Annotated in this window: 17 protein-coding genes and 1 other RNA gene; 14 read left to right on the top strand and 4 right to left on the bottom strand. The window is 73.2% G+C overall.

Going from position 1 to position 21,084, the window contains the following annotated elements; all coding sequences use genetic code 11:
• The first annotated feature begins 186 nt into the window (after nt 1-186).
• Entirely contained in the window at nt 187-1,947 is a 1,761-nt protein-coding gene (locus AC07B0_RS27315; RefSeq protein WP_478899102.1) for a serine/threonine-protein kinase, read from the top strand.
• 196 nt (nt 1,948-2,143) lie between these two features.
• Nucleotides 2,144-3,406 carry a serine/threonine-protein kinase gene (locus AC07B0_RS27310; RefSeq protein ID WP_356882590.1) on the top strand — a complete coding sequence of 421 codons (1,263 nt, stop codon included), beginning with the start codon at nt 2,144-2,146 and terminating at the stop codon, nt 3,404-3,406.
• 60 nt (nt 3,407-3,466) lie between these two features.
• Here AC07B0_RS27310 and AC07B0_RS27305 read toward each other — a convergent pair whose 3' ends face one another.
• Nucleotides 3,467-4,477 carry an isopenicillin N synthase family dioxygenase gene (locus AC07B0_RS27305; protein ID WP_356875218.1) on the bottom strand — a complete coding sequence of 337 codons (1,011 nt, stop codon included), beginning with the start codon at nt 4,475-4,477 and terminating at the stop codon, nt 3,467-3,469.
• 315 nt (nt 4,478-4,792) lie between these two features.
• On the opposite strand from AC07B0_RS27305, the gene prfB reads away from it, so the two are divergent.
• The gene (gene prfB / locus AC07B0_RS27300; protein WP_356875220.1) at nt 4,793-5,902 is read left to right on the top strand and encodes a peptide chain release factor 2; all 1,110 of its coding nucleotides are present in this window, start codon (nt 4,793-4,795) and stop codon (nt 5,900-5,902) included.
• A 111-nt stretch (nt 5,903-6,013) separates the two neighbouring features.
• Here prfB and AC07B0_RS27295 read toward each other — a convergent pair whose 3' ends face one another.
• A complete protein-coding gene (locus tag AC07B0_RS27295; protein ID WP_469381317.1) occupies nt 6,014-6,205 on the bottom strand; it encodes a hypothetical protein in 192 nt (63 codons plus the stop codon).
• A gap of 223 nt (nt 6,206-6,428) precedes the next feature.
• Between AC07B0_RS27295 and ftsE the strand changes: the two genes are divergently transcribed.
• The 5 genes from ftsE (at nt 6,429) to ssrA (ending at nt 10,360) form a co-directional block, all read left to right on the top strand.
• A complete protein-coding gene (gene ftsE, locus AC07B0_RS27290; RefSeq protein WP_030240478.1) occupies nt 6,429-7,118 on the top strand; it encodes a cell division ATP-binding protein FtsE in 690 nt (229 codons plus the stop codon).
• A gap of 9 nt (nt 7,119-7,127) precedes the next feature.
• Nucleotides 7,128-8,108, top strand: coding sequence for a permease-like cell division protein FtsX (gene ftsX / locus AC07B0_RS27285; protein ID WP_356875225.1), 981 nt, complete (start codon nt 7,128-7,130; stop codon nt 8,106-8,108).
• Between the two features lie 67 nt (nt 8,109-8,175).
• Entirely contained in the window at nt 8,176-9,363 is a 1,188-nt protein-coding gene (locus AC07B0_RS27280; protein WP_478899101.1) for a S41 family peptidase, read from the top strand.
• Between the two features lie 18 nt (nt 9,364-9,381).
• Nucleotides 9,382-9,867 carry an SsrA-binding protein SmpB gene (smpB, locus tag AC07B0_RS27275; protein WP_356875229.1) on the top strand — a complete coding sequence of 162 codons (486 nt, stop codon included), beginning with the start codon at nt 9,382-9,384 and terminating at the stop codon, nt 9,865-9,867.
• A gap of 104 nt (nt 9,868-9,971) precedes the next feature.
• Nucleotides 9,972-10,360, top strand: a transfer-messenger RNA (tmRNA) gene (gene ssrA, locus AC07B0_RS27270).
• A 69-nt stretch (nt 10,361-10,429) separates the two neighbouring features.
• On the opposite strand, the gene AC07B0_RS27265 is transcribed toward ssrA, so the two are convergent.
• Both AC07B0_RS27265 and AC07B0_RS27260 read right to left on the bottom strand, forming a co-directional pair.
• Entirely contained in the window at nt 10,430-11,749 is a 1,320-nt protein-coding gene (locus AC07B0_RS27265) for an SH3 domain-containing protein (protein WP_478899100.1), read from the bottom strand.
• Nucleotides 11,750-11,842: 93 nt separating this feature from the next.
• A complete protein-coding gene (locus AC07B0_RS27260; RefSeq protein WP_478899099.1) occupies nt 11,843-13,111 on the bottom strand; it encodes an MFS transporter in 1,269 nt (422 codons plus the stop codon).
• A gap of 98 nt (nt 13,112-13,209) precedes the next feature.
• Here AC07B0_RS27260 and AC07B0_RS27255 point away from each other — a divergent pair, with 98 nt between their 5' ends.
• From AC07B0_RS27255 to AC07B0_RS27230, 6 genes are all read left to right on the top strand, one after another.
• Nucleotides 13,210-14,178, top strand: a complete 969-nt coding sequence (locus tag AC07B0_RS27255; RefSeq protein ID WP_356875235.1) for a LysR family transcriptional regulator — start codon at nt 13,210-13,212, stop codon at nt 14,176-14,178.
• Between the two features lie 96 nt (nt 14,179-14,274).
• Entirely contained in the window at nt 14,275-15,645 is a 1,371-nt protein-coding gene (locus tag AC07B0_RS27250; RefSeq protein WP_356875238.1) for a nitrate/nitrite transporter, read from the top strand.
• Between the two features lie 136 nt (nt 15,646-15,781).
• Nucleotides 15,782-16,921, top strand: coding sequence for a uroporphyrinogen-III synthase (locus AC07B0_RS27245; protein WP_356875240.1), 1,140 nt, complete (start codon nt 15,782-15,784; stop codon nt 16,919-16,921).
• Between the two features lie 58 nt (nt 16,922-16,979).
• On the top strand, nt 16,980-17,591 hold the full coding sequence (locus AC07B0_RS27240) for a GNAT family N-acetyltransferase (RefSeq protein WP_478864402.1): 612 nt from the start codon (nt 16,980-16,982) through the stop codon (nt 17,589-17,591).
• A 12-nt stretch (nt 17,592-17,603) separates the two neighbouring features.
• Nucleotides 17,604-18,179 carry a CGNR zinc finger domain-containing protein gene (locus AC07B0_RS27235; protein WP_356875244.1) on the top strand — a complete coding sequence of 192 codons (576 nt, stop codon included), beginning with the start codon at nt 17,604-17,606 and terminating at the stop codon, nt 18,177-18,179.
• Nucleotides 18,180-18,302: 123 nt separating this feature from the next.
• Complete coding sequence (locus AC07B0_RS27230; protein ID WP_478899098.1) at nt 18,303-20,609, top strand: HelD family protein; 2,307 nt, start codon at nt 18,303-18,305, stop codon at nt 20,607-20,609.
• The last annotated feature ends 475 nt before the right edge of the window (nt 20,610-21,084 follow it).

The following is a 21,084-nucleotide window of genomic DNA, read 5'->3' as shown; positions in this document are numbered from 1 at the left end:
CCCGTATACCTCACCCTTCGTACATATGTGCGGCAACCAACCTTCGCCGCCCCGCGTCTTCCCCGGGGACACCCCCTAGAGTTGGGGCCGAAACCCGTACAGCGGAATCAGCCGAGAACTCCGGGGCGACCTGAAAACCGGAGCACCGGAACAGACGGAACAGACGACAGCAGGGGAGCGCGAGACGTGCGGCCAGTCGGCAGCAAGTACCTGCTCGAGGAGCCGCTCGGACGCGGCGCCACGGGCACTGTCTGGCGTGCCCGCCAGCGGGAGACCGCCGGTGCGGAGGCAGCCGTCGCCGGGCAGCCCGGCGAGACCGTGGCCATCAAGGTCCTCAAGGAGGAGCTGGCCCAGGACGCGGACATCGTCATGCGCTTCCTGCGCGAGCGCTCCGTCCTGCTGCGCCTGACGCACCCCAACATCGTGCGCACGCGCGACCTCGTCGTCGAGGGCGACCTGCTGGCCCTGGTCATGGACCTGATCGACGGTCCCGACCTGCACAAGTACCTCCGCGCGAACGGCCCCTTCAGCCCGGTCGCCGCGAGCCTGCTGACCGCCCAGATCGCGGACGCGCTCGCCGCCAGCCACGCCGACGGAGTCGTCCACCGCGACCTGAAACCGGCCAACGTGCTGCTCGACGAGAGCAACGGCCAGATGCGGCCGATGCTCACCGACTTCGGCATCGCGCGCCTCGCGGACTCCCCGGGCCTGACCCGCACCCACGAGTTCGTCGGCACCCCCGCCTACGTGGCCCCCGAGTCCGCCGAGGGGCGTCCGCAGACCTCCGCCGTCGACATCTACGGCGCCGGCATCCTCCTGTACGAGCTGGTCACCGGGCGGCCGCCGTTCGCGGGCGGCACCGCGCTCGAAGTGCTCCACCGCCACCTGAGCGAGGAGCCGCAGCGGCCCCCGACCCTGCCCGAGCCGGTCTGGACCGTCATCGAGCACTGCCTGCGCAAGGAGCCCGACGAGCGCCCCAGCGCCGAGAGCCTGGCCCGTGGCCTGCGCGTGGTCGCCTCCGGCATCGGCGTGCACTCCTCGCCCGCCGAGGTGGAGGCCGCCCTCGGCGTCGGCGCCCTGCTCGCCCCCGACCCCTCGCCCGCGCCGGTCCCGGCGACGCCCGGAGCCGTCGGCCCCGGGCAGGCGCCGGCCGGGCCGCAGGGCGCGTACGACCCGAACGCCATGACCAGCGTGATGCCGCCGATCGGCGGGGCCGAGGCCACCACCGTGCTGCCCAGCACCGGGGCGCCCGCCGCCGAGGCGACCTCGGTCATGCCGCCCGTGCAGCAGCCGGACGCGCCGCACCCGTGGCAGTCGCAGATGCGGGCCGTCCGCGACCGCAACGAGCAGACGCAGATGCACTACCTCGACCCGAGCGAGGACCCGCTGCGCCGCCGCCCGCAGCGCCAGGCCCCGCCGCCCCCGCAGCACCAGCCCCGCCCGCCGCAGCAGCCGCAGCAGCCTCCCCAGTACCGGCAGGCCCCGCCGCCGCAGCACTACCAGCAGCAGTCGCAGCCGCCGCAGCAGTACCAGCAGCCGCCGCAGCACCAGCCCCAGCAGTACCAGCCGCAGCCGCCGCCTCAGCAGTACCAGCAGCCGCAGCAGCCCCAGTACCGCCAGGCCCCGCCGCAGCAGCACCAGCCCCAGCAGCAGCCGCCGCAGGCCCCGCCGCCGCAGCAGCGGGCCCCGCGTCCCCCGCGCGAACCGCGGGAGCCGCGCCGCCGCAGCGCCAACCCGGTACGGATCCCCGGACTCGGCTGCCTCAAGGGCTGCCTCGTCATGATCCTGCTGTTCTTCGTGGCGGGCTGGCTGGTCTGGGAGCTCACCCCGCTCCAGGAATGGGTCGGCACCGGCCGCGGCTGGTGGGACCAGGTGTGGACCTGGGGCTCCGGCGCCGCCGACTGGGTCTCCAGCGTCGGCGGCTCCGGAAGCGGATCCGGGTCCTGACGGCGCCCAGGACCTGACGGTCCGGCGGAGCCCCGCGGGCGCTCCGCCGGCCACCCGTAGCGCCGACTTCATGGATTTGTCGACATCCGGGACGTGATTTCGCCCGCAGAAGTGAAGGTCGCCGCGATCCGGAGCGCCCAACCCCCATTCGGCCGCGTAGCTTTGGTGCGGTACGCCAGCCGCTGAGGGAGCAGTCGTGGCACGGAAGATCGGCAGCCGGTACACCGCGCACCAGATCCTGGGGCGCGGCAGCGCGGGCACGGTGTGGCTGGGCGAGGGGCCTGACGGGCCCGTCGCCGTCAAACTGCTGCGCGAGGACCTCGCGTCCGACCAGGAACTCGTCGGACGGTTCGTACAGGAGCGCAGCGCGCTGCTCGGCCTGGAACACCCGCACGTCGTCTCCGTCCGCGACCTCGTCGTCGACGGCAACGACCTCGCCCTCGTCATGGACCTCGTCCGCGGCACGGACCTGCGCACCCGCCTCGACCGCGAGCGGCGCCTCGCCCCCGAGGCGGCCGTGGCCATCGTCGCGGACGTCGCGGACGCCCTGGCCGCCGCGCACGCGGCGGGCGTGGTCCACCGCGACGTCAAGCCCGAGAACGTCCTCCTCGACATGCAGGGCCCGCTCGGCCCCGGCGGCGCGCACCCGGCGCTGCTCACCGACTTCGGCGTGGCCAAGCTCATCGACTCCCCGCGGCGGGCTTCCGGCGGGCCCGGGACCCGGGCCTCGGCCCCGACGACCCGGATCATCGGCACCCCCGACTACCTGGCTCCCGAGATCGTCGAGGGCCTGCCCCCGCGGGCGGCCGTCGACATATACGCCCTGGCCACGGTCCTGTACGAGCTCCTCGCCGGGTTCACCCCCTTCGGCGGCGGGCACCCGGGCGCGGTGCTGCGCCGGCACGTCACGGAGACCGTGGTCCCGCTGCCCGGGATCCCGGACGAGCTGTGGCAGCTGATGGTCCAGTGCCTGGCGAAGGCCCCCGCGTCCCGGCTGCGCGCCTCGGAACTCTCGGCCCGGCTGCGGGACCTGCTGCCGATGCTGGCCGGCATGCCCCCGCTGGACGTGGACGAACCGGACGACGCCGAACCGGAGGAACCGGAGGCGGAGGACCTGCCGGCCGACCCGGTCCGGCGGCGGGGCGTGGTCCCGCTGGTCCCGGGCTCCGCGACGGACTCCAACCGCGACACCCACACCTCCATGCGGGTGCCCGGCCCCGACGAGCTGGCGGGCGGCGCGCTGGGCACCGCCCGCGTCCCGCGTCCCGCCGGGGGACACCGGCCCGGGTCCGCCCGGCACCGGGCCGAGGCCGCGCGGAAGCGGAGGCTGGTGATGTCCGCCTCCGCCGTGGCGCTCGTCGCGGCGGTCGGCCTCGGCAGCTGGCTCGCCGTGTCCGGCGGCGACGAGGGCACCCCGCCGCCGCAGGACGGCAAGCGCTCCGCCCCGGCCCGCCCCTAGAGGCGAGGTCCCGTCCGCCCGGCGGGGTCCGGCTCGCGCGTTCGCCGGCCGTGTCGCCGGTCAGGCCGTGATCAGCTCCGGGTGCCAGCGGCGGGCCACCGTCGGATGGGCGCGTACCCAGCCCTTCAGCTCGTTGCGGCCGTACTCCGCGTGCAGCGGGTTCGACGCGTCGTGGGCCACGCCCGGGGCCGCGCGGAGGTAGTCCCCGGGGACCGTCTCCACCTCGTACTCCAGCCGCGGGTTGTAGAAGAACGGCACCGAGAACCGCTCCACCGCGCCCGGCGGGCTCACCACCCGGTGGTCGGTCGCCACCAGGTAGCCCTCCGTCGCGATCTCCAGCAGCTCGCCCAGGTTGACCACGAAGGCCCCCGGCATCGGCGGGATCTCGACGTAGCCGCCGTCCCGCACCACCTGGAGCCCGCCCACCCCGTCCTGGAGGAGCAGGGTCAGGAAGCCGTAGTCCTTGTGCGCGCCGACGCCCTGCCCGGCCCCCGACGGGGCGGAGCCGGGGTAGCGGATCAGCTTCGTGTGCAGGTGCGGGCGGTCCGCGAAGGCCGCGTCGAAGAAGCCAGGGTCCGCGCCGATCGAGGCCAGCAGCTCCCGCAGCAGCCGGTGGGCCACCGCCGCGAGCCGTGACTGCCACTCCAGGACCACGTCCCGCAGCTCCGGCAGGGCGGCCGGCCACTGGTTGGGCCCCTCCAGCCACAGGTACGCCGGATCCCCCGGGCCCACCTGCGGAGCGGGCCGTTCCGCGCCCACGTCCAGCTGGTCCCGCCAGTCGGAGGCGCCGCCCGTCAGCTCGTGGCCGATGCGGGTGTAGCCCCGGAAGTGCGGGGAGTTCAGATTGCTCACGGCCAGCCTGTCGGCTTCCGGGAGGGCGAAGAAGGCCCGGGTCAGCTCCAGGATCCGGGCGGTTTCCGACTCACTGATCCCGTGGCCGGTCAGGTACAGGAACCCGGTGTCGCGGGCGGCGGCGTGCAGCTGCTTCAGGAAGTCGCCCCGCTCCGCGGGGTCGTCGGCCCGGGAGAGGTCGATCACGGCCAGGGAGGAGGAGGGGTGCGCGGACGGCATGACGGCTCCGTTTCGGATGTCACAGGGTCCTGTGCCCCAGAGATGGCGGGGCAGGCGGAGGGAGCGGCCGGCCGGCAGGGATGGCGCCGGGACCGCGAGGCCGCGTACAGGACCGAAGTCGGATCGGGGTGGATCAGGCTCGTGCGAGGTCCGGCGGCAGACAGCTCGTCGTGGTGACACGCATGTGGTCCACATGGCGGCGCTTCACGAGTAGAACAGTCATATGAGGAGCGTACGCCCGTACCCACCCCTCTCCGTACGGGCTGATCCGGCCTGACCGGAGAGCGCCGTCCGGGGACCGGCTAGGCTGGACCCGTGGCAGTTGTCGATGTATCCGAAGAGCTGAAGTCCCTCTCCTCGACCATGGGGTCGATCGAGGCCGTCCTGGACCTCGACAAGCTGAGGGCAGATATCGCCGTGCTCGAGGAGCAGGCCGCCGCGCCGTCCCTGTGGGACGACCCGGAAGCCGCCCAGAAGATCACGAGCAAGCTTTCGCACCTCCAGGCCGAGGTCCGCAAGACCGAGAACCTGCGCGGGCGCATCGACGACCTCGCGGTGCTGTTCGAGCTCGCCCAGGAAATGGACGACGCGGACACCCTCGCCGAGGCCGAGACCGAGCTGGTCTCCGTGCGCAAGGCGCTGGACGAGATGGAGGTCCGGACCCTGCTCTCCGGCGAGTACGCCGAGCGCGAGGCCCTGGTCAACATCCGTGCCGAGGCCGGCGGCGTCGACGCCTCCGACTTCGCCGAACGCCTCCAGCGCATGTACCTGCGCTGGGCCGAGCGCCACGGCTACGCGACCGAGGTGTACGAGACCTCGTACGCGGAAGAGGCCGGCATCAAGTCGACCACCTTCGTCGTCAAGGCCCCCTACGCCTACGGCACCCTCTCCGTCGAACAGGGCACCCACCGGCTCGTCCGGATCTCGCCCTTCGACAACCAGGGCCGCCGCCAGACCTCCTTCGCGGGCGTCGAGGTGCTCCCGGTCGTCGAGTCCAGCGACCACGTCGAGATCGACGAGGGCGAGCTGCGCATCGACGTGTACCGCGCCTCCGGCCCCGGCGGCCAGGGCGTCAACACGACCGACTCGGCGGTGCGCATCACGCACCTGCCGACCGGCATCGTCGTCTCCTGCCAGAACGAGCGCTCGCAGATCCAGAACAAGGCCAGCGCGATGAACGTGCTCCAGGCCAAGCTGCTGGAGCGGCGCCGCCAGGAGGAGCAGGCCAAGATGGACGCCCTCAAGGACGGCGGAAGCTCCTGGGGCAACCAGATGCGGTCCTACGTCCTGCACCCGTACCAGATGGTCAAGGACCTGCGGACGGAGTTCGAGGTCGGCAACCCGCAGGCGGTCCTCGACGGCGAGATCGACGGCTTCCTGGAGGCGGGCATCCGCTGGCGCAAGCAGCAGGAGCAGACCGCGTAAGGCGCGTGATCACGAACTGACCGCGTGATCACGAACTGATCGAAGGAAGGGCCCGGACACCCCAAGGTGTCCGGGCCCTTCCCCATTCCGTGTGATCGGGACGTGCCGCGGCTACGCGGTCTGCGCCGCCAGCGCCAGCGCTGCCACCAGCACCACCAGAAGCGCGATGAGTGCCACCGGATTCAGGCCGGCGAAGGGGCCCTCCTGCTGCTGGAGGCGAGCCCGGTTCGCCCGGCACACCGGGCAGCGGCCCTGGCTGACGGGCGCGGCGCAGTTCGCGCACACGAGCCGGTCATATGTCATGCGCTCCTCCTCTCGTCCCCTCGTACAACGGCATGGGGACCGAGTCCGTTCCCCCTACCACTGTGCCAGCTCCGACGGCATTCGGCGCGGCCCGTCGGGCAATCCCGGTCCGGCTGCGCGGGCACCCGGGATAATTCGGGCAACTGCGGTTGGCGGGTCCACACCCACCGTCCGTTCGCGTATGGTCACGCACACCTACTCCCGGCGACCCCGTGGTGCACCCGTGATCCGATTCGACAACGTCTCCAAGTCCTACCCGAAGCAGAACCGCCCCGCACTCAGAGATGTCTCCCTGGACATCGCCAAGGGCGAGTTCGTCTTCCTGGTCGGCTCCTCCGGCTCCGGCAAGTCCACCTTCCTGCGGCTGGTCCTGCGCGAGGAACGGGCCAGTCACGGCCAGGTGCACGTCTTGGGCAAGGACCTCGCCAAGCTCTCCAACTGGAAGGTCCCGCACATGCGGCGCCAGCTGGGGACCGTCTTCCAGGACTTCCGTCTCCTGCCCAACAAGACGGTCGCCGAGAACGTCGCCTTCGCGCAGGAGGTCATCGGCAAACCGCGCGGCGAGATCCGCAAGGCCGTCCCGCAGGTACTGGAGCTCGTCGGCCTGGGCGGCAAGGAGGGCCGGATGCCCGGCGAGCTGTCCGGCGGCGAGCAGCAGCGCGTGGCCATCGCCCGCGCCTTCGTCAACCGCCCCGCCCTGCTGATCGCGGACGAGCCCACGGGCAACCTCGACCCGCAGACCTCCGTCGGGATCATGAAACTGCTGGACCGGATCAACCGGACCGGCACCACCGTGATCATGGCGACGCACGACCAGCAGATCGTGGACCAGATGCGCAAGCGCGTCATCGAACTCGAACAGGGCCGGCTCGTACGCGACCAGTCGCGCGGCGTCTACGGCTACCAGCACTGAAAGGACGCCATGCGCGCCCAGTTCGTCATGTCGGAGATCGGCGTCGGTCTCCGTCGCAATCTCACCATGACCTTCGCGGTCATCATCTCCGTGGCCCTGTCGCTGGCCCTGTTCGGTGGCTCCCTGCTCATGCGCGACCAGGTCAGCGCGATGAAGGGGTACTGGTACGACAAGGTCAACGTCACCGTCTACCTCTGCACCAAGAACGACGCCCTGGAAGCGGCCGGGAACGTCACGGCCGGCGCCCCCGCCGCGGGCGGCGCCTCGGACGCGGTCGGCTCGCCCCGCGCCTGCTCCAAGGGGGCCGTGACCCCCGAGCAGCGGCAGGGCATCGAGACCGAGCTCAAGAAGATGGACCTCGTCCAGAACGTCATCTACGAGTCCTCCGACGAGGCCTACAAGCACTACAAGGAACGCTTCGGGCACACGGCGCTCGCCTCGGTCGTCACCCCCGACCAGATGCCCGACTCCTTCCGCGTCAAGCTGAAGAACCCGGAGAAGTACGAGGTCATCACCTCCGCCTTCACCGGCCGCGACGGGGTCCAGTCCGTCGCCGACCAGAGCTCGCAGCTCGACAACCTCTTCAAGCTGCTCGGCTACCTCAACTGGGCCGCCCTCGGCATCATGCTGATCATGCTGATCGTGGCACTGCTGCTGATCGTCAACACGGTGCGCGTCTCGGCCTTCAGCCGTAGGCGGGAGACGGGCATCATGCGTCTCGTCGGCGCCTCCAGCTTCTACATCCAGGTGCCGTTCATCATGGAAGCGGCCGTCGCGGGCCTCATCGGCGCCGCCCTCGCCTGCGTGATGCTCGGAGCCGGCCAGTACTTCGTGATCGACCACGGGGCCGCGCTCCGCGACAAGCTCGAACTGATCAACTTCATCGGCTGGGACGCCGTCGTCACCAAGCTGCCGCTGGTGCTGGTCATCGGCCTGCTCATGCCCTCTCTGGCCGCCTTCATCGCGTTGCGCAAGTACCTGAAGGTGTGACAAGCGCCCCGTGTGCGGTACGGCCAACCCTCCGTACCGCAGCGGGGCTTGTCCTAGACTCGGCGCCATGCCGGGTCTGCCCGCTCACTGTCTCCGGCCCCGCGACCAGCGTCGCGGGGCCGTCTTGACGTTGGTGTTCCTGACGTCCGTCGCCGCCGCCGCGAGCACCGGATGCTGGGACGTCGCGGACGCCGGAACCCTCGCCCGTACGCACGTTCCCGCGCCCGCCGCCTCCCCCGAGCAGCCCCGGGAGCCCGGCACCGCCGACCGGGAAGCCGTCGCCCGCGCCGCCGCCGAGGCCGTCGCCGAGGGCAAGTCGGGCAAGAAGGCCGCCCAGGAGGTCGTCAGCCGCAGCGGGGACCGCTGGGGCACCGTCTACGACCGGGGCGAGTACGCGGCCTTCGCCGAGGACCTCGACGGCCGCTGGACCGGAGTCGGCCTGTGGGCCGACCGCGACCGGGACGGCCGCATCCGGATCGACCGCGTCCAGCCCGGCAGCCCCGCCGACCGGGCCCGCCTGCGCGCCGGCGACCGGCTGCTGAGCGTCGACGGCCAGGGCGTCACGGGCCTCGCCGTCGCCGACGTCGTGGCCCTGCTGCGCGGGGAGGCGGGCACCCCGGTGGTGCTGCACCTCAGCCGCGACGGCGTGGACCTCACGGAGACCGTCCGCCGGGAGCGGCTGCGCGCCGACCCGGTGACCGTACGCCGCCTCCCGGACGGGATCACCGTCATCAAGGTCGCCTCCTTCACCCGGGGCTCCGGCGAGCGGGTCAAGGCCGCCGTCCGCGAGGCCCCCGCCGGGGCCGGGGTGATGCTGGACCTGCGGGGCAACCCGGGCGGGCTCGTCACCGAGGCGGTGACCGCGGCCTCCGCCTTCCTGGACGGCGGGCTGGTGGCGACGTACGACGTACGGGGCTCCGAGCGCGCCCTGTACGCCGCTCCGGGCGGGGACACCGGCCGGCCCGTGGTGACCCTCGTCGACGCCGGCACGATGAGCGCGGCCGAGCTGGTCACCGGCGCCCTCCAGGACCGCGGCCGCGCGGTGACGGTGGGCACCCGCACCTTCGGCAAGGGCTCGGTGCAGATGCCCACCGAGCTCCCGGACGGCTCCGTGGCGGAGCTGACGGTCGGCACGTACCGCACGCCGGCGGGCCGCAGCCTCGACGGCGGCGGGATCACCCCGGACCTGCCGGCCCGCGAGGGGGCCGAGGAACGGGCGCGCACGGTATTGGGTGGCCGCGGGGTGGGTCCGTAGTGCGAAAATGACCGCACTATGGCTAAGGAAACAGGGCGCAAGCTGATCGCCCAGAACAAGAAGGCGCGGCACGACTACACGATCCTCGACACCTACGAGTGCGGTCTCGTGCTCACGGGCACCGAGGTCAAGTCCCTGCGCCAGGGCAGGGCCTCGCTGGTGGACGGCTTCGTGTCCGTCGAGGGCAACGAGGCGTGGCTGTACAACGTGCACGTCCCCGAGTACAGCCAGGGGACCTGGACCAACCACAGCGCCCGGCGCAAGCGGAAGCTCCTCATGCACCGGGAGGAGATCGACAAGCTGGACCGCAAGTCGCAGGAGTCGGGTCACACGATCGTGCCGCTCGTCCTGTACTTCAAGGACGGTCGCGCGAAGGTCGAGATCGCGCTCGCCAAGGGCAAGAAGGAGTACGACAAGCGGCAGACCCTGCGCGAGAAGCAGGACACCCGCGAGACGAACCGCGCGATCTCGGCGGTCCGGCGCAAGCAGCGCGGTACGGTTTAATCTCCTGGCACGCAGTGGTCCGCTTCGCGTACCATGACGTCAGTGCCTCCCGCTCCGGCGGGTGGGTACGGTGAGCAGGACACAACTGAACAGTGTGTATACATGGGGATGATCGGTTTCGACAGCGGATGTCGATGCAGGGGAAGCGAGCCGAGGAAGCGGCAATGATCTCGCTAACCACATGTCGCAAACAATAATCGCCAACTCCAAGAGCGATAACTCCCGCTTCACCCTCGCTGCCTAATAACAGTGAGCTGAAGCCTCTGTGAGGAGCGTCAGCCCGGAAGTGGTCCCGGTCCGGATCCTGGCGTCAATTAGGGATCTAAACCTCTAGCCCCGGTCACGGGGGTTGGAGGGAAACCAAACAGTGACTGAGCCCGTCGGAGACTTGTCCGCGTGATCTCCGGGGCTGAGAAAAGCGCAGCGGAATGCGCTCGGAGAAGCCCTGCTTCTGCACCGTTGGACGCGGGTTCGATTCCCGCCATCTCCACTCTTCCCATGTAGACGAAGGCCCCGCAGCTCCTGCTGCGGGGCCTTCGTCATGTCCGGGCGGGGCCGGGGATCAGCAGAACGGGACCTTGTTGAGGTTCTGGGCGTAGCGGGCGGCGATCCAGCCGGAGCCGTCGGCGAGCTTGTACCAGATCGAATTGCCGTCGACGCTCTGGCCGTTGACCTTGCACTGGAGGGCGACGACCTTGCCGGTCGGGACCTTGCCCTTCAGGGCGTGCCGGGTGCCGGGGCCGGAGCGGATGCCGAGGCCCTTGCCGGGGGAGACGATGCGGGCCTTCGGGGCGTCGTGGCCACCGTGATCGCCGTGGTCACCGTGACCGCCGTCGCACTTCTTGCAGGTGCCGGGCTTGCCGGGCTTGCCGGGCCCGCCGGTGTCGCCCTTCGGGCCCTGCGGGCCCTGGGGGCCGGCCGGGCCGGGTTCGCCCTGGGGGCCCTTCGGGCCGGGGTGGCCCTTGGAGCCCTTGGGGCCGGCGGGGCCTTGGTCGCCCTTGGCGCCCTTGCGGCCCTGGGGGCCGGCGGGGCCGCGGGTGCCCGGCTCGCCCTTCTCGCCGCGTTCGCCCTTCTCCCCCCTCGGTCCCGGGAGGCCGCCGGACGGGCCCTGGTCACCCTTGGGGCCCTGGTCGCCCCGGGGGCCCTGGTCACCTCGGGGTCCCTGGGGCCCCTGTTCGCCCGGGGCGCCCTGGGGACCCTGGTCGCCCTTCGGGCCCTTGCGGCCCTGGGGGCCGGCCGGGCCGGGGGTACCGGCCTCGCCGCGGTCGCCCTTGTCCCCCTTCTCGCCCGGCTCGCCCTTCTCGCCCTGGGGGCCGGGGCGGCCCGGCTTGCCGTGGGGGCCGTCGTGGCCCGGCCGGCCGTCGTGCCCGGGCTTGCCGTCGTCGCCCTTGGGGCCGGTCACCGGGGTCGCCACCGCGAACAGCGCGGACTCCTCGGTACCGGCCGCCCACTCACCCCCGTCCAGCGTGGTGCCCTCCGGGGCGTCCGTGTCCACGCGCAGCGCCACCGCGAGCCGGGTCCGGGTGTTCGCCGGAAAGGTGAACCCCGCACGGGTTCCGGCGTCGCAGGTCAGCAGTCGGGCGTCAGAGGAGCGCTCGCACGCACCGCCCGCGCGCTGGCCGTTCCAGTAGAAGCGGGCCTCGGGGAACGTCGTGCGCTCCGGAGCGGTGATGCGGAAGACGCTGCTGCGCACGGCGTCCGCCCCGCCCGAAGCCGCGATGACGACGCGGCCCGTCTTGCCGGGGGCGATCGAGGGGACGTACGGCTGGGAGAAGCGCAGGTCCGAGGAGTCGGCGGCCAGGGCCGGCGCGGCGGGCATCAGGCAGCTGGCGGTGACGGCCGCGACGAACAGGGCCGCGGGCACGGAACGGGAAGCAGGCAAGGGGTGTTCCTCCGCAAAGGGAAGGGCGCTGGGGGAAGACCCCTCAGTTATGGCCGATCCCGCGCGGCGGCGGTGAGTACCACGCGGGAACGATCACTCGGCCGCCGGATCAAAACGTCCCGCCACGGCGGCCGGCAGGGCCAGGAGCGCCAGCAGGGCGGCCGCGGCGGGCAGCGCGTACGCCGCCGTCGTGCCGAAGTGGTCGACGGTCAGGCCGGCCGTGGCCGAGCCGGCGGCGATGCCCCCGAGGACGGCGGTGACGGCGAGGGTCATGCCCTCGTTCTGCCGCCCGCGCGGGGTGGCCCGCTGGACCAGGGCCATCGCGGTGACCATCGCCGGGGCCGTCGCCGCGCCCGCCAGCAGCAGCGCGCAGCCCAGCAGGACGAGGGAACCGGCGCCGGCGGCGGCCCAGGGCAGCGCCATCGCCGCGGCCAGGGCGAGCAGGCACGTCCGCAGGCTCCGGGGGCGCCGGGTGCCGTAGAGCAGCCCGGCCGCGCAGGAGCCCGCCGCCTGGAGGGCGAGGACGGGTCCGGTGGCGGCGCCGAGCCCCTGCGCTCCGAGGTGCGCGATCGAGGTGACCTCCATCGAGCCGAAGACGGCCCCGGTGGCGACGAACAGGGCGAGCAGCGGCAGCAGCCGGCGCAGCAGGGAAGGGCCGGCGGCGGGCCGCGCGGCGGCGGGCGGCGGCTGGGTGGCGCGGTGCGCGGTGAACACCGTCATGCCGGTCAGGAGCAGGACCGCGCCGACGAGGGTGCCCGCCTCCGGGAACACGGCCGTGCACAGGAAGGCCGCCGCCACCGGGCCGAGCAGGTAGCAGAGTTCGTCGGCGGCCTGTTCGAAGGACATCGCCGTGTGGTGCGAGGACGGGGGCAGCAGGTGCGTCCAGCGGGCCCGGGACATGCCGCCGATGTTGGGGGTGGTGGCGGTCGCCGCGTACGAGGCGAACAGGGTCCAGGCGGGAGCCTGCGTACGCACGCACAGGACCAGGGACAGCGAGCCGAGGACCGCGATCGCGGTGGCGGGCAGGGCGACCCGGGCCTGTCCGTACCGGTCGACCAGCCGGGCGGTCCACGGCGCGACGAGGGCGGTCGCCGCCAGGCCGGTCGCGGTGACCGCGCCGGCGAGGGCGTACGAGCCGCGCTGGCCCGCGATCATCAGGACGGCGCTGATCCCGAACATGCCCATGGGGAGGCGGGCGATGAGGTTCCCGGCGGTGAAACCGCGGGTGCCGGGGAGGGCGAACAGCCGCCGGTACGGGCCCGGGGCGCGGGTGCGGGCACGGGAAGGGGCGGCGGCGGGGGAGCGGGTGGTCAGGACCAGGGTGCTGCCGGTCACGGCCATGAGCGGGTTCTTCTGCGGCATGCCCCGAGCCTGCGGCCCGCCCCCGGCGGCGGTCCAACACCTGTTCGCAGGCCATTCACCGCTTCCTGTTGTCAATCCCCGGTTGTTAATCTCCGGGGATGCCCTCCCGCGATGTGGACCCCCGGCTGCTGCGCGGCTTCGTCGCCGTCGCCGAGGAACTCCACTTCTCCCGCGCCGCCGCCCGCCTCTACGTCGCCCAGCAGGCGCTGAGCCGCGACGTCCGCCGGCTCGAACAGAGCCTCGGGGCGGGCCTGTTCGTCCGTACGACCCGGGCCGTGGAACTCACCCCCGAGGGCGAGCGGCTGCTCCCGTACGCCCGCGAGGTGCTGCGCGCGCACGAGGAACTCGCCGCCGCCTTCACCGGCCCGCCCCGCGCCCTCCTCGTCGACGTGAACACCGACGGGCCCGGCACCGGCCGCCGCGTCCTGGAACGGGCCCGCGAGCTCGCCCCCGGCTGCGAGCTGATGGCCCGCTTCGAGAGCGGCCTCACCCACGCCGCCGGGGAGATCGTCGCCGGCCGGCTCGACGTCTCCTTCGGGTACGCGGACGGCCTGGACCCGGCGCTGCGCGCGCGGCTCGCGCACCGGCCCGTACGGTACGAACCGCTCGCCGTACTGCTGCCCGACGGGCACGCGCTGGCCGCGCGGGACGACGTACCGCTGGCCGCGCTGGCCGGGGAGAGCGTGTACACGGGCGCCGGGAACCCGCGCACCCGGGAGTGGACGCGGCTGGCCGGCGAACTGTTCGCCGGGCGGGGCATCGCGTCGGCGCCCCCCGCCCCCGTCGCGGTGGGCAAGGAGGAGTTCGGGCGGGTCATGGCCAAGACCCGCAACCCGGTCCTGGTCACCGTCGGCTTCCCCGACATGCCCGGATCCGTGAAACGGCCCCTCGTCGACCCCGTACCGCTGTCCCCGCTGGCCATGGTCTGGCGCCGGGGCCTGCGCCACCCCGGCCTCGACGCCCTGCTCCGCGCCGCCGAGGAACTCCAGGGCCCGGCCGGCTGGCTGGAAGTACCGCCGGGCAGCTGGCTGCCCGCCGCACTCACACCGGGCGCCGACAGCGGGTGAGTGCAAGGTTTCCCGCCGGTCATCCGGCGGGGACCGGGGCCGAAACGCGCCCTTCCTACGGTCTTCCCACGGACGCGACAGCTGTGGAGGCGTGTGATGACCGGTACGACCGCACCGCGCAGGGGAGGCCGCTGGATCGAGCGGTGGGACCCCGAGGACGAGACGTTCTGGAAGGAGACCGGCGAGAAGACCGCCCGCCGCAACCTCCTCTACTCCGTGCTCTCCGAACACATCGGCTTCTCCATCTGGTCGATGTGGTCGGTGATGGTCCTCTTCATGGGCCCCCAGTACGGCATCGACCCGGCCGGGAAGTTCTTCCTCATCGCCACCGCCACCTTCGTCGGAGCCCTCGTACGGGTGCCCTACACCTTCGCCGTCGCCCGCTTCGGCGGCCGCAACTGGACCGTCGTCAGCGCCCTGCTGCTCCTCGCGCCGACCGTGGCCGCGCTCGTCGTCATGGAGCCCGGCACCCCGTACGCGACCTTCGTGGCCGTGGCGGCGCTGACCGGCGTGGGCGGCGGCAACTTCGCCTCCTCGATGACGAACATCAACGCCTTCTTCCCGCTCCGCAAGAAGGGCTGGGCCCTCGGCCTCAACGCGGGCGGCGGCAACATCGGCGTCCCCGTCGTCCAGCTCGCCGCCCTCCTGGTCATCGCGACCGCAGGCGCCGGCCACCCCCGCCTCCTGCTCGCCGCCTACCTCCCGCTGATCGTCGCCGCGGCCGTACTGGCCCTCACCCGCATGGACAACCTGGCGCCCGTGCGCAACGACGCGGGGGCCCTGCGCGAAGCCGCCCGCGACGCGCACACCTGGATCATGGCGTTCCTGTACGTCGGCACCTTCGGGTCCTTCATCGGCTACAGCTTCGCCTTCGGGCTGGTCCTCCAGACCCAGTTCGGCCGCACCCCCCTCCAGGCCGCCTCGCTCACCTTCCTCGGCCCGCTCCTCGGCTCCCTCGTACGGCCCGTCGGCGGCGCGCTCGCCGACCGGATCGGCGGCGCGCGGATCACCCTGGCGGTGTTCGTCGCGATGGCGGCGGCGACCGGCGTGGTCGTCCTCGCCTCCGTACGGGAATCGCTGCCCGTCTTCCTCGTCGGATTCGTGGCCCTCTTCGCGCTCAGCGGCGTCGGCAACGGCTCCACCTACAAGATGATCCCCGGCATCTTCCAGGCCAAGGCCCTGGCCCGCGGCACGAGCGGCGAGGAAGCGGCCGCGTACGGGCGACGCCTCTCCGGCGCCGCCATGGGCCTGATCGGCGCCGTCGGCGCGCTCGGCGGACTCGGCATCAACCTGGTCTTCCGGGAGGCGTTCGCCTCCTCCGGATCCGGCAGCGCCGCCTTCGTCACCTTCCTCGGCTTCTACGCCGTGTGCTGCGCCGTCACCTGGGCGGTATACCTTCGCCGGCCCGCCCGGACGCCGGCCCCCGCGGCGGGAACGGAGGCGGAACCGCAGCTCACCAGCGTGTGACGGCGCTCTCGTGCCGGGCGGCGTTACGGCACCGAAATGCGGTGGAACCGAGCCCGACACGACGGCTTGACAGGCTCGGTCCCCGCGACGAGACACCCACCCCACCGGGCAAGCACAGCCGAGGCAGGTCACCACGATGGACGACGCACCGCACACCGGCCCGCTCGCCGGGTTCACCATCGGAGTCACCGCCGCCCGCCGGGCGGACGAACTCATCGCCCTGCTGAAGCGGCGCGGCGCGGCCGTCGTGCACGCCCCCGCCCTGCGGATCGTGCCCCTGGCCGACGACGGCGAACTGCTGGCCGCCACCAAGGAACTCGTCGACAGCCCCCCGGACGCCGTGGTCGCCACCACCGCGATCGGCTTCCGGGGCTGGATCGAAGCCGCCGACGGCTGGGGGATCGGCGAGGACCTCCTCGCCCGGCTCCGCGCGACCGAACTGCTGGCCCGCGGCCCCAAGGTCAAGGGCGCCGTACGGGCCGCCGGGCTCGTCGAGTCCTGGTCCCCGCAGTCCGAATCCCTCGCCGAGGTACTGGACCGGCTGCTCGACGGCGGGGTGGCGGGGCGGCGCATCGCCCTCCAGCTGCACGGCGAACCCCTGCCCGGCTTCGTCGAGGCGCTGCGCGACGGCGGCGCCGACGTCGTGCCCGTACCGGTGTACCGGTGGATGCCGCCGGAGGACCTCGCGCCCCTGGACCGGCTCCTCGACGCGGTCGCCGTGGGCGCGGTCGACGCCGTCAGCTTCACCTCCGCGCCCGCCGCCGCCTCCCTGCTGTCCCGGGCCGGGGAACGCGGACTGCGGGAGGCCGTACTGGAGGCCCTGCGCGGGCCCGCCCTGGCCGCCTGCGTCGGCCCCGTCACCGCCCTGCCCCTCCAGGCCGAGGGCGTCACCACCGTCCAGCCCGAACGCTTCCGCCTCGGTCCGCTCGTCCAGCTGCTCTGCCGCGAACTGCCCGGCCGGGCCCGGGTCCTGCCCGTCGCCGGACACCGCCTGGAGATCCGGGGGCACGCCGTACTCGTCGACGCCGCCCTGCGGCCCGTGCCCCCGGCCGGGATGGCCCTGCTGCACGCCCTGGCCCGGCGGCCCGGCTGGGTCGTGTCCCGGGCCGACCTGCTGCGGGCGCTGCCGGGAGCGGGCCGCGACGAGCACGCCGTCGAGACGGCGATGGCCCGGCTGCGGGCGGCCCTGGGGGTGCCGATGCTGATCCAGACCGTCGTCAAGCGGGGGTACCGGCTGTCGGTGGACGCGGGGGGCGAGGACCGCTTCGGGAGGTGAGCGGGCCGGGGGAGGCGGACGGCTGGGCAGGGCGGCCGGGCTTCGGTAGCGTGCCCGGATGATCGCTGACGGGGTGGAGATGAGGGGCGTCACGCTGGACGACGCCGCTGCGCTGGCCGACGTACTGGCCCGCAACCGGACGTACATGGCGCCCTACGAGCCCGACCGGGCCGAGGAGTTCTACACCGAGGCCGGACAGCTGGACCGGCTGCGGACCCTGCTCGCGGACCGCGACGCCGGGCGGGTCCTGCCGTACGTCCTGACCGCGGGCGGCGTCCCCGTCGGGACGATCAACCTCGGCAGCCTCGTACACGGCCCCCTGTGCAGCGGCGGCGTCGGCTACTGGGTCGACCAGGCCTGGGCCGGGAAGGGGCTGGCCACCGCGGCCGTCGAGGAGGTCTGCCGCATCGCCCGCGACGAAGCCGGGCTGCACCGCGTCGAAGCCGGGACCCTCGTCGACAACCTCGCCTCCCAGCGGGTCCTGGCCAAAGCCGGCTTCACCGAGTACGGGCTCGCCCCCCGCTACCTCCACATCAACGGCGCCTGGCGGGACCACCGCCTCTTCCAGCGCCTCCTCCACGACAACCCGCCGGACGGCCGGCCCCCCTCGCGGGGGGTTCCGCAACGCCCCCGCCGACGGCACTCTGGGGAGGCGCCCACGGCGACCTAGGCGGTGACGGGCATGTGGTTCGACTCCGGGCGGGTCTGTCTCGACCTGCTGGCCACCTTCACCCCCCACGGGGACACCGAAGGCATCCGGGACGGCGACGAGCTGAGGCTGTGGCTCGTCGGAGCCGGCCTGGTACCCGACCGGACCCCCCTCGGCGGCCTGGGCCCCGACTGGGTGGCCGCGTTCCGCGGCCTGCGCGCGGACGTCGACCGCCTCGTACGGGCGGAACTCGCCGGGCAGCGCCCCGCCGAGGACGCCCTCGCCCGCGTCAACGCCGCCGCCGCCGGCCCGCCCCCCGGCCTGTGCGCCGTCCGGGACCGCGAGGGCCACCTGGTGCGGGAGCTCTGCGGCGGCGTCGAGTGCGCCGGCCTCCTCGCGGCGGTCGCCCGGGACGCCGTCGAGCTCCTCACCGACCCCGGCGACATGGCCCTGCTGCGCTCCTGCGAGGGCGACCACTGCACCCGCGTCTACCTGGACACCTCCCGCGGCCACCGCCGCCGCTGGTGCTCCAGCGAACTCTGCGGCAACCGCGAACGCGTGGCCCGCCACCGCCGCCGCACCAGAACGGTAGCGGCGGGAGAGCTGTAGGGGCGGGCCCCCGCCCCCCACCCAAATCCCCCCGTTTCGTACGGCGCGCGGAACGGGCGTGCGGACCGGGGCGGAATTCGCGTACGGTTGACGGTCGCCCATGCACGTCAGAAGGGGGCCTTGGTGGCCGCGCAGAATGCCGCTGTCGACAGCACGGCGGATTCCGTCCGCGATCGGGAGATCGCGGTCGAGCAGACGCATCTCGACCAGGTGTACCGACGCCTTGAGGAGAAGATCCACGAGGCCGAGTTCCTGATGAACGACGCCGCCAAGCGGGGGCAGGTGGGTACGCCCGGCGCGCTCGCCGAGCGCGACGCGCAGGTCTTCCGCGCCGGGATCCACCTCAACCGGCTGAACAACGAGTTCGAGGACTTCCTCTTCGGCCGGATCGACCTGGTCCTCGGCAAGGACGGGGAGCGCGGCGCCGACGGCGCGTACACCTCCGTCGAGCCGGCGGACGACGCGATCCGCCCGGACCTCACCGCCGACATCGCCGAAACCCTGCACATCGGGCGCATCGGCGTACTCGACACCGACTACGCGCCGCTCGTCATCGACTGGCGCGCCCCGGCGGCCGCGCCGTTCTACCGGTCCACCCCGAAGGACCCCGGCCGGGTCGTGCGCCGCCGGGTGATCCGCTCCAAGGGCCGCAAGGTCCTCGGGGTCGAGGACGACCTGATGCGCCCCGAGGTGACGGCCTCGCTCGACGGGCGGGAGCTGCCCGCCATCGGCGACGGCGCTCTGATGGCCGCGCTCGGCCGGGCCCGTACGCACTCGATGCGGGACATCGTCTCCTCGATCCAGGCCGAACAGGACCTGGTCATCCGGGCCCCCGCCGCCTCCGTCGCCGAGGTCGCGGGCGGGCCGGGCACCGGCAAGACGGCCGTGGCCCTGCACCGCGCCGCCTACCTGCTCTACCAGGACCGCCGCCGCTACTCCGGCGGCATCCTGATCGTCTCGCCGACCCCGCTGCTGGTGGCGTACACCGAGGGCGTGCTGCCCTCCCTCGGGGAGGAGGGGCAGGTCGCCATCCGGGCGCTCGGCTCGCTCGTCGACGGGGCCGAGGCGACCACGTACGACGATCCGTCCGTGGCCCGGGTCAAGGGTTCCTCCCGGATGCTGAAGGTGCTCCGCAAGGCCGTACGGGGCGCCCTGGAGCTGGGCGAGGCGCCCGAGCGGCTGCGCGTCGTGGCCCTCGGGCGGCGCCAGGAGCTGGAGTCGGCCGAGCTGAACCGGATCCGGCAGAACGTGCTCAGCGGTACCGCCCCGGTCAACCTGCTGCGCCCGCGCGCCCGGAAGCTGCTGCTGGACGCCCTCTACTCGAAGTCCGGCGGGGCGGGCCGGCACAGCGATCCGGAGCTCGCGGCCGAGCTGCGCTCCGCGTTCGACGAGGACATCTCCACCGAGGACGACTTCATCTCGTTCCTGAACGCCTGGTGGCCCGAGCTGACGCCGCGCAAGGTCCTCGCGGCGATGGCCGACGAGCGGCGGCTCGGCCGCTGGTCGCGCCGGGACCTGAACCCGCGCGAGACCCGGCAGCTGGCGCGTTCGCTGCGCCGGATCGGTCCGGACGGCAAGGGCCCCCTCTCGGTCCACGACGTGGCGTTGCTGGACGAGCTCCAGCAGCTCCTCGGCGCGCCCGCGCGGCCCAAGCGGAAGCGGGACATGGATCCGCTCGACCAGCTCAGCGGGCTGGAGGAGCTGATGCCCACCCGCGAGGAGACCCAGTGGGAGCGGGCGGAGCGGATCGCGGCGGAGCGCACCGAGTACGCGCACGTCATCGTCGACGAGGCGCAGGACCTGACGCCGATGCAGTGGCGGATGGTGGGCCGGCGGGGCCGGATGGGCACCTGGACGGTGGTCGGGGACCCGGCGCAGTCCTCCTGGACCGATCCGGACGAGGCGGCCGCCGCCCGGGACGAGGCGCTGGGGAGCCGGCCGCGCCGGCGGTTCACGCTCACCGTGAACTACCGCAACCCGGCCGAGGTCGCCGAGGTGGCCTCCCGGGTGCTGAAGCTGGCGATGCCGGGCATGGAGCCGCCGACCGCGGTGCGTTCGACGGGTCTGGAACCGCGTTTCACGGCGGCCGGGGCCGACCTGGGCGAGTCGGTGCGGGAGGAGACGCGGCGGCTGCTGGAGCAGGTGGACGGCACGGTGGGCGTGGTCGTGGCCATGGACCGCCGGGCGGAGGCGGCCCGGTGGCTGGCGGACCTCGGCGAGCGGGCCGTGGCGCTGGGCAGCCTGGAGGCCAAGGGTCTGGAGTACGACGCCACGGTGGTCGTCTCCCCGGCGGAGATCGCGGACGAGTCCCCGGCGGGCCTGCGCGTGCTGTACGTGGCGCTGACGCGCGCGACGCAGCAGCTGACGGTGGTCTCGGCGGGCGCCGACCGCCCGGGCGCCGACGGGGTCCCGGAGCTGCTGCGTCCCTGACGGGGGAGCGGGGCCCGCGCGGGGGACGCTCCGCCCTCGGGTCCGGGCTCCGGTTCGGCCGCGGTCCCCGTACGGGGCCGGATGGCCCGCGGCCAGGCGCGTGATGCCGTGGAACCGACCCGTTGGAGGGGGATCACTTCCGGCGATCCTTTGTTAGCCTGGTTACGACACCGGCTCGATCCAAGCCCCCGGGCCCAACCTTCGTCGCTTAGAGCGACCACTTGCCGCGAGGCGAGCATGGCGGGCCGGTGTCGTAGACAGCACAGGTCCGCGCCCTCCACCGAGTGGGGGGCGCGGACCTGTTTTGTATTAATCCACCATTCCGCGCGCCCCTGGTCTCTCGTATGGTGGAAGAGTTCTTCCGAAATTTGTAGCTGGTTACCTCGTACCGGCTGGTAGGTGGGACGATCGGACAACGGGACCCGTCACACCTGCCGTGTGCGGGCCCTGTGTACAGCGAAATCAGGGACAGAAG

The organism is Streptomyces sp. NPDC044704 (assembly GCF_056433525.1).
This window is presented reverse-complemented; position numbering and strand designations above follow the sequence as displayed.

Coding starts and splice junctions, on each gene's coding strand:
- AC07B0_RS27240 (WP_478864402.1), top strand. CDS start 16,980: ATGATCGCTGACGGGGTGGAGATGAGGGGCGTCACGCTGGACGACGCC.
- ftsX (WP_356875225.1), top strand. CDS start 7,128: ATGCGCGCCCAGTTCGTCATGTCGGAGATCGGCGTCGGTCTCCGTCGC.
- AC07B0_RS27255 (WP_356875235.1), top strand. CDS start 13,210: ATGCCCTCCCGCGATGTGGACCCCCGGCTGCTGCGCGGCTTCGTCGCC.
- AC07B0_RS27280 (WP_478899101.1), top strand. CDS start 8,176: ATGCCGGGTCTGCCCGCTCACTGTCTCCGGCCCCGCGACCAGCGTCGC.
- AC07B0_RS27295 (WP_469381317.1), bottom strand. CDS start 6,205: ATGACATATGACCGGCTCGTGTGCGCGAACTGCGCCGCGCCCGTCAGC.
- AC07B0_RS27260 (WP_478899099.1), bottom strand. CDS start 13,111: ATGCCGCAGAAGAACCCGCTCATGGCCGTGACCGGCAGCACCCTGGTC.
- smpB (WP_356875229.1), top strand. CDS start 9,382: ATGGCTAAGGAAACAGGGCGCAAGCTGATCGCCCAGAACAAGAAGGCG.
- AC07B0_RS27245 (WP_356875240.1), top strand. CDS start 15,782: ATGGACGACGCACCGCACACCGGCCCGCTCGCCGGGTTCACCATCGGA.
- AC07B0_RS27305 (WP_356875218.1), bottom strand. CDS start 4,477: ATGCCGTCCGCGCACCCCTCCTCCTCCCTGGCCGTGATCGACCTCTCC.
- AC07B0_RS27250 (WP_356875238.1), top strand. CDS start 14,275: ATGACCGGTACGACCGCACCGCGCAGGGGAGGCCGCTGGATCGAGCGG.
- AC07B0_RS27235 (WP_356875244.1), top strand. CDS start 17,604: ATGTGGTTCGACTCCGGGCGGGTCTGTCTCGACCTGCTGGCCACCTTC.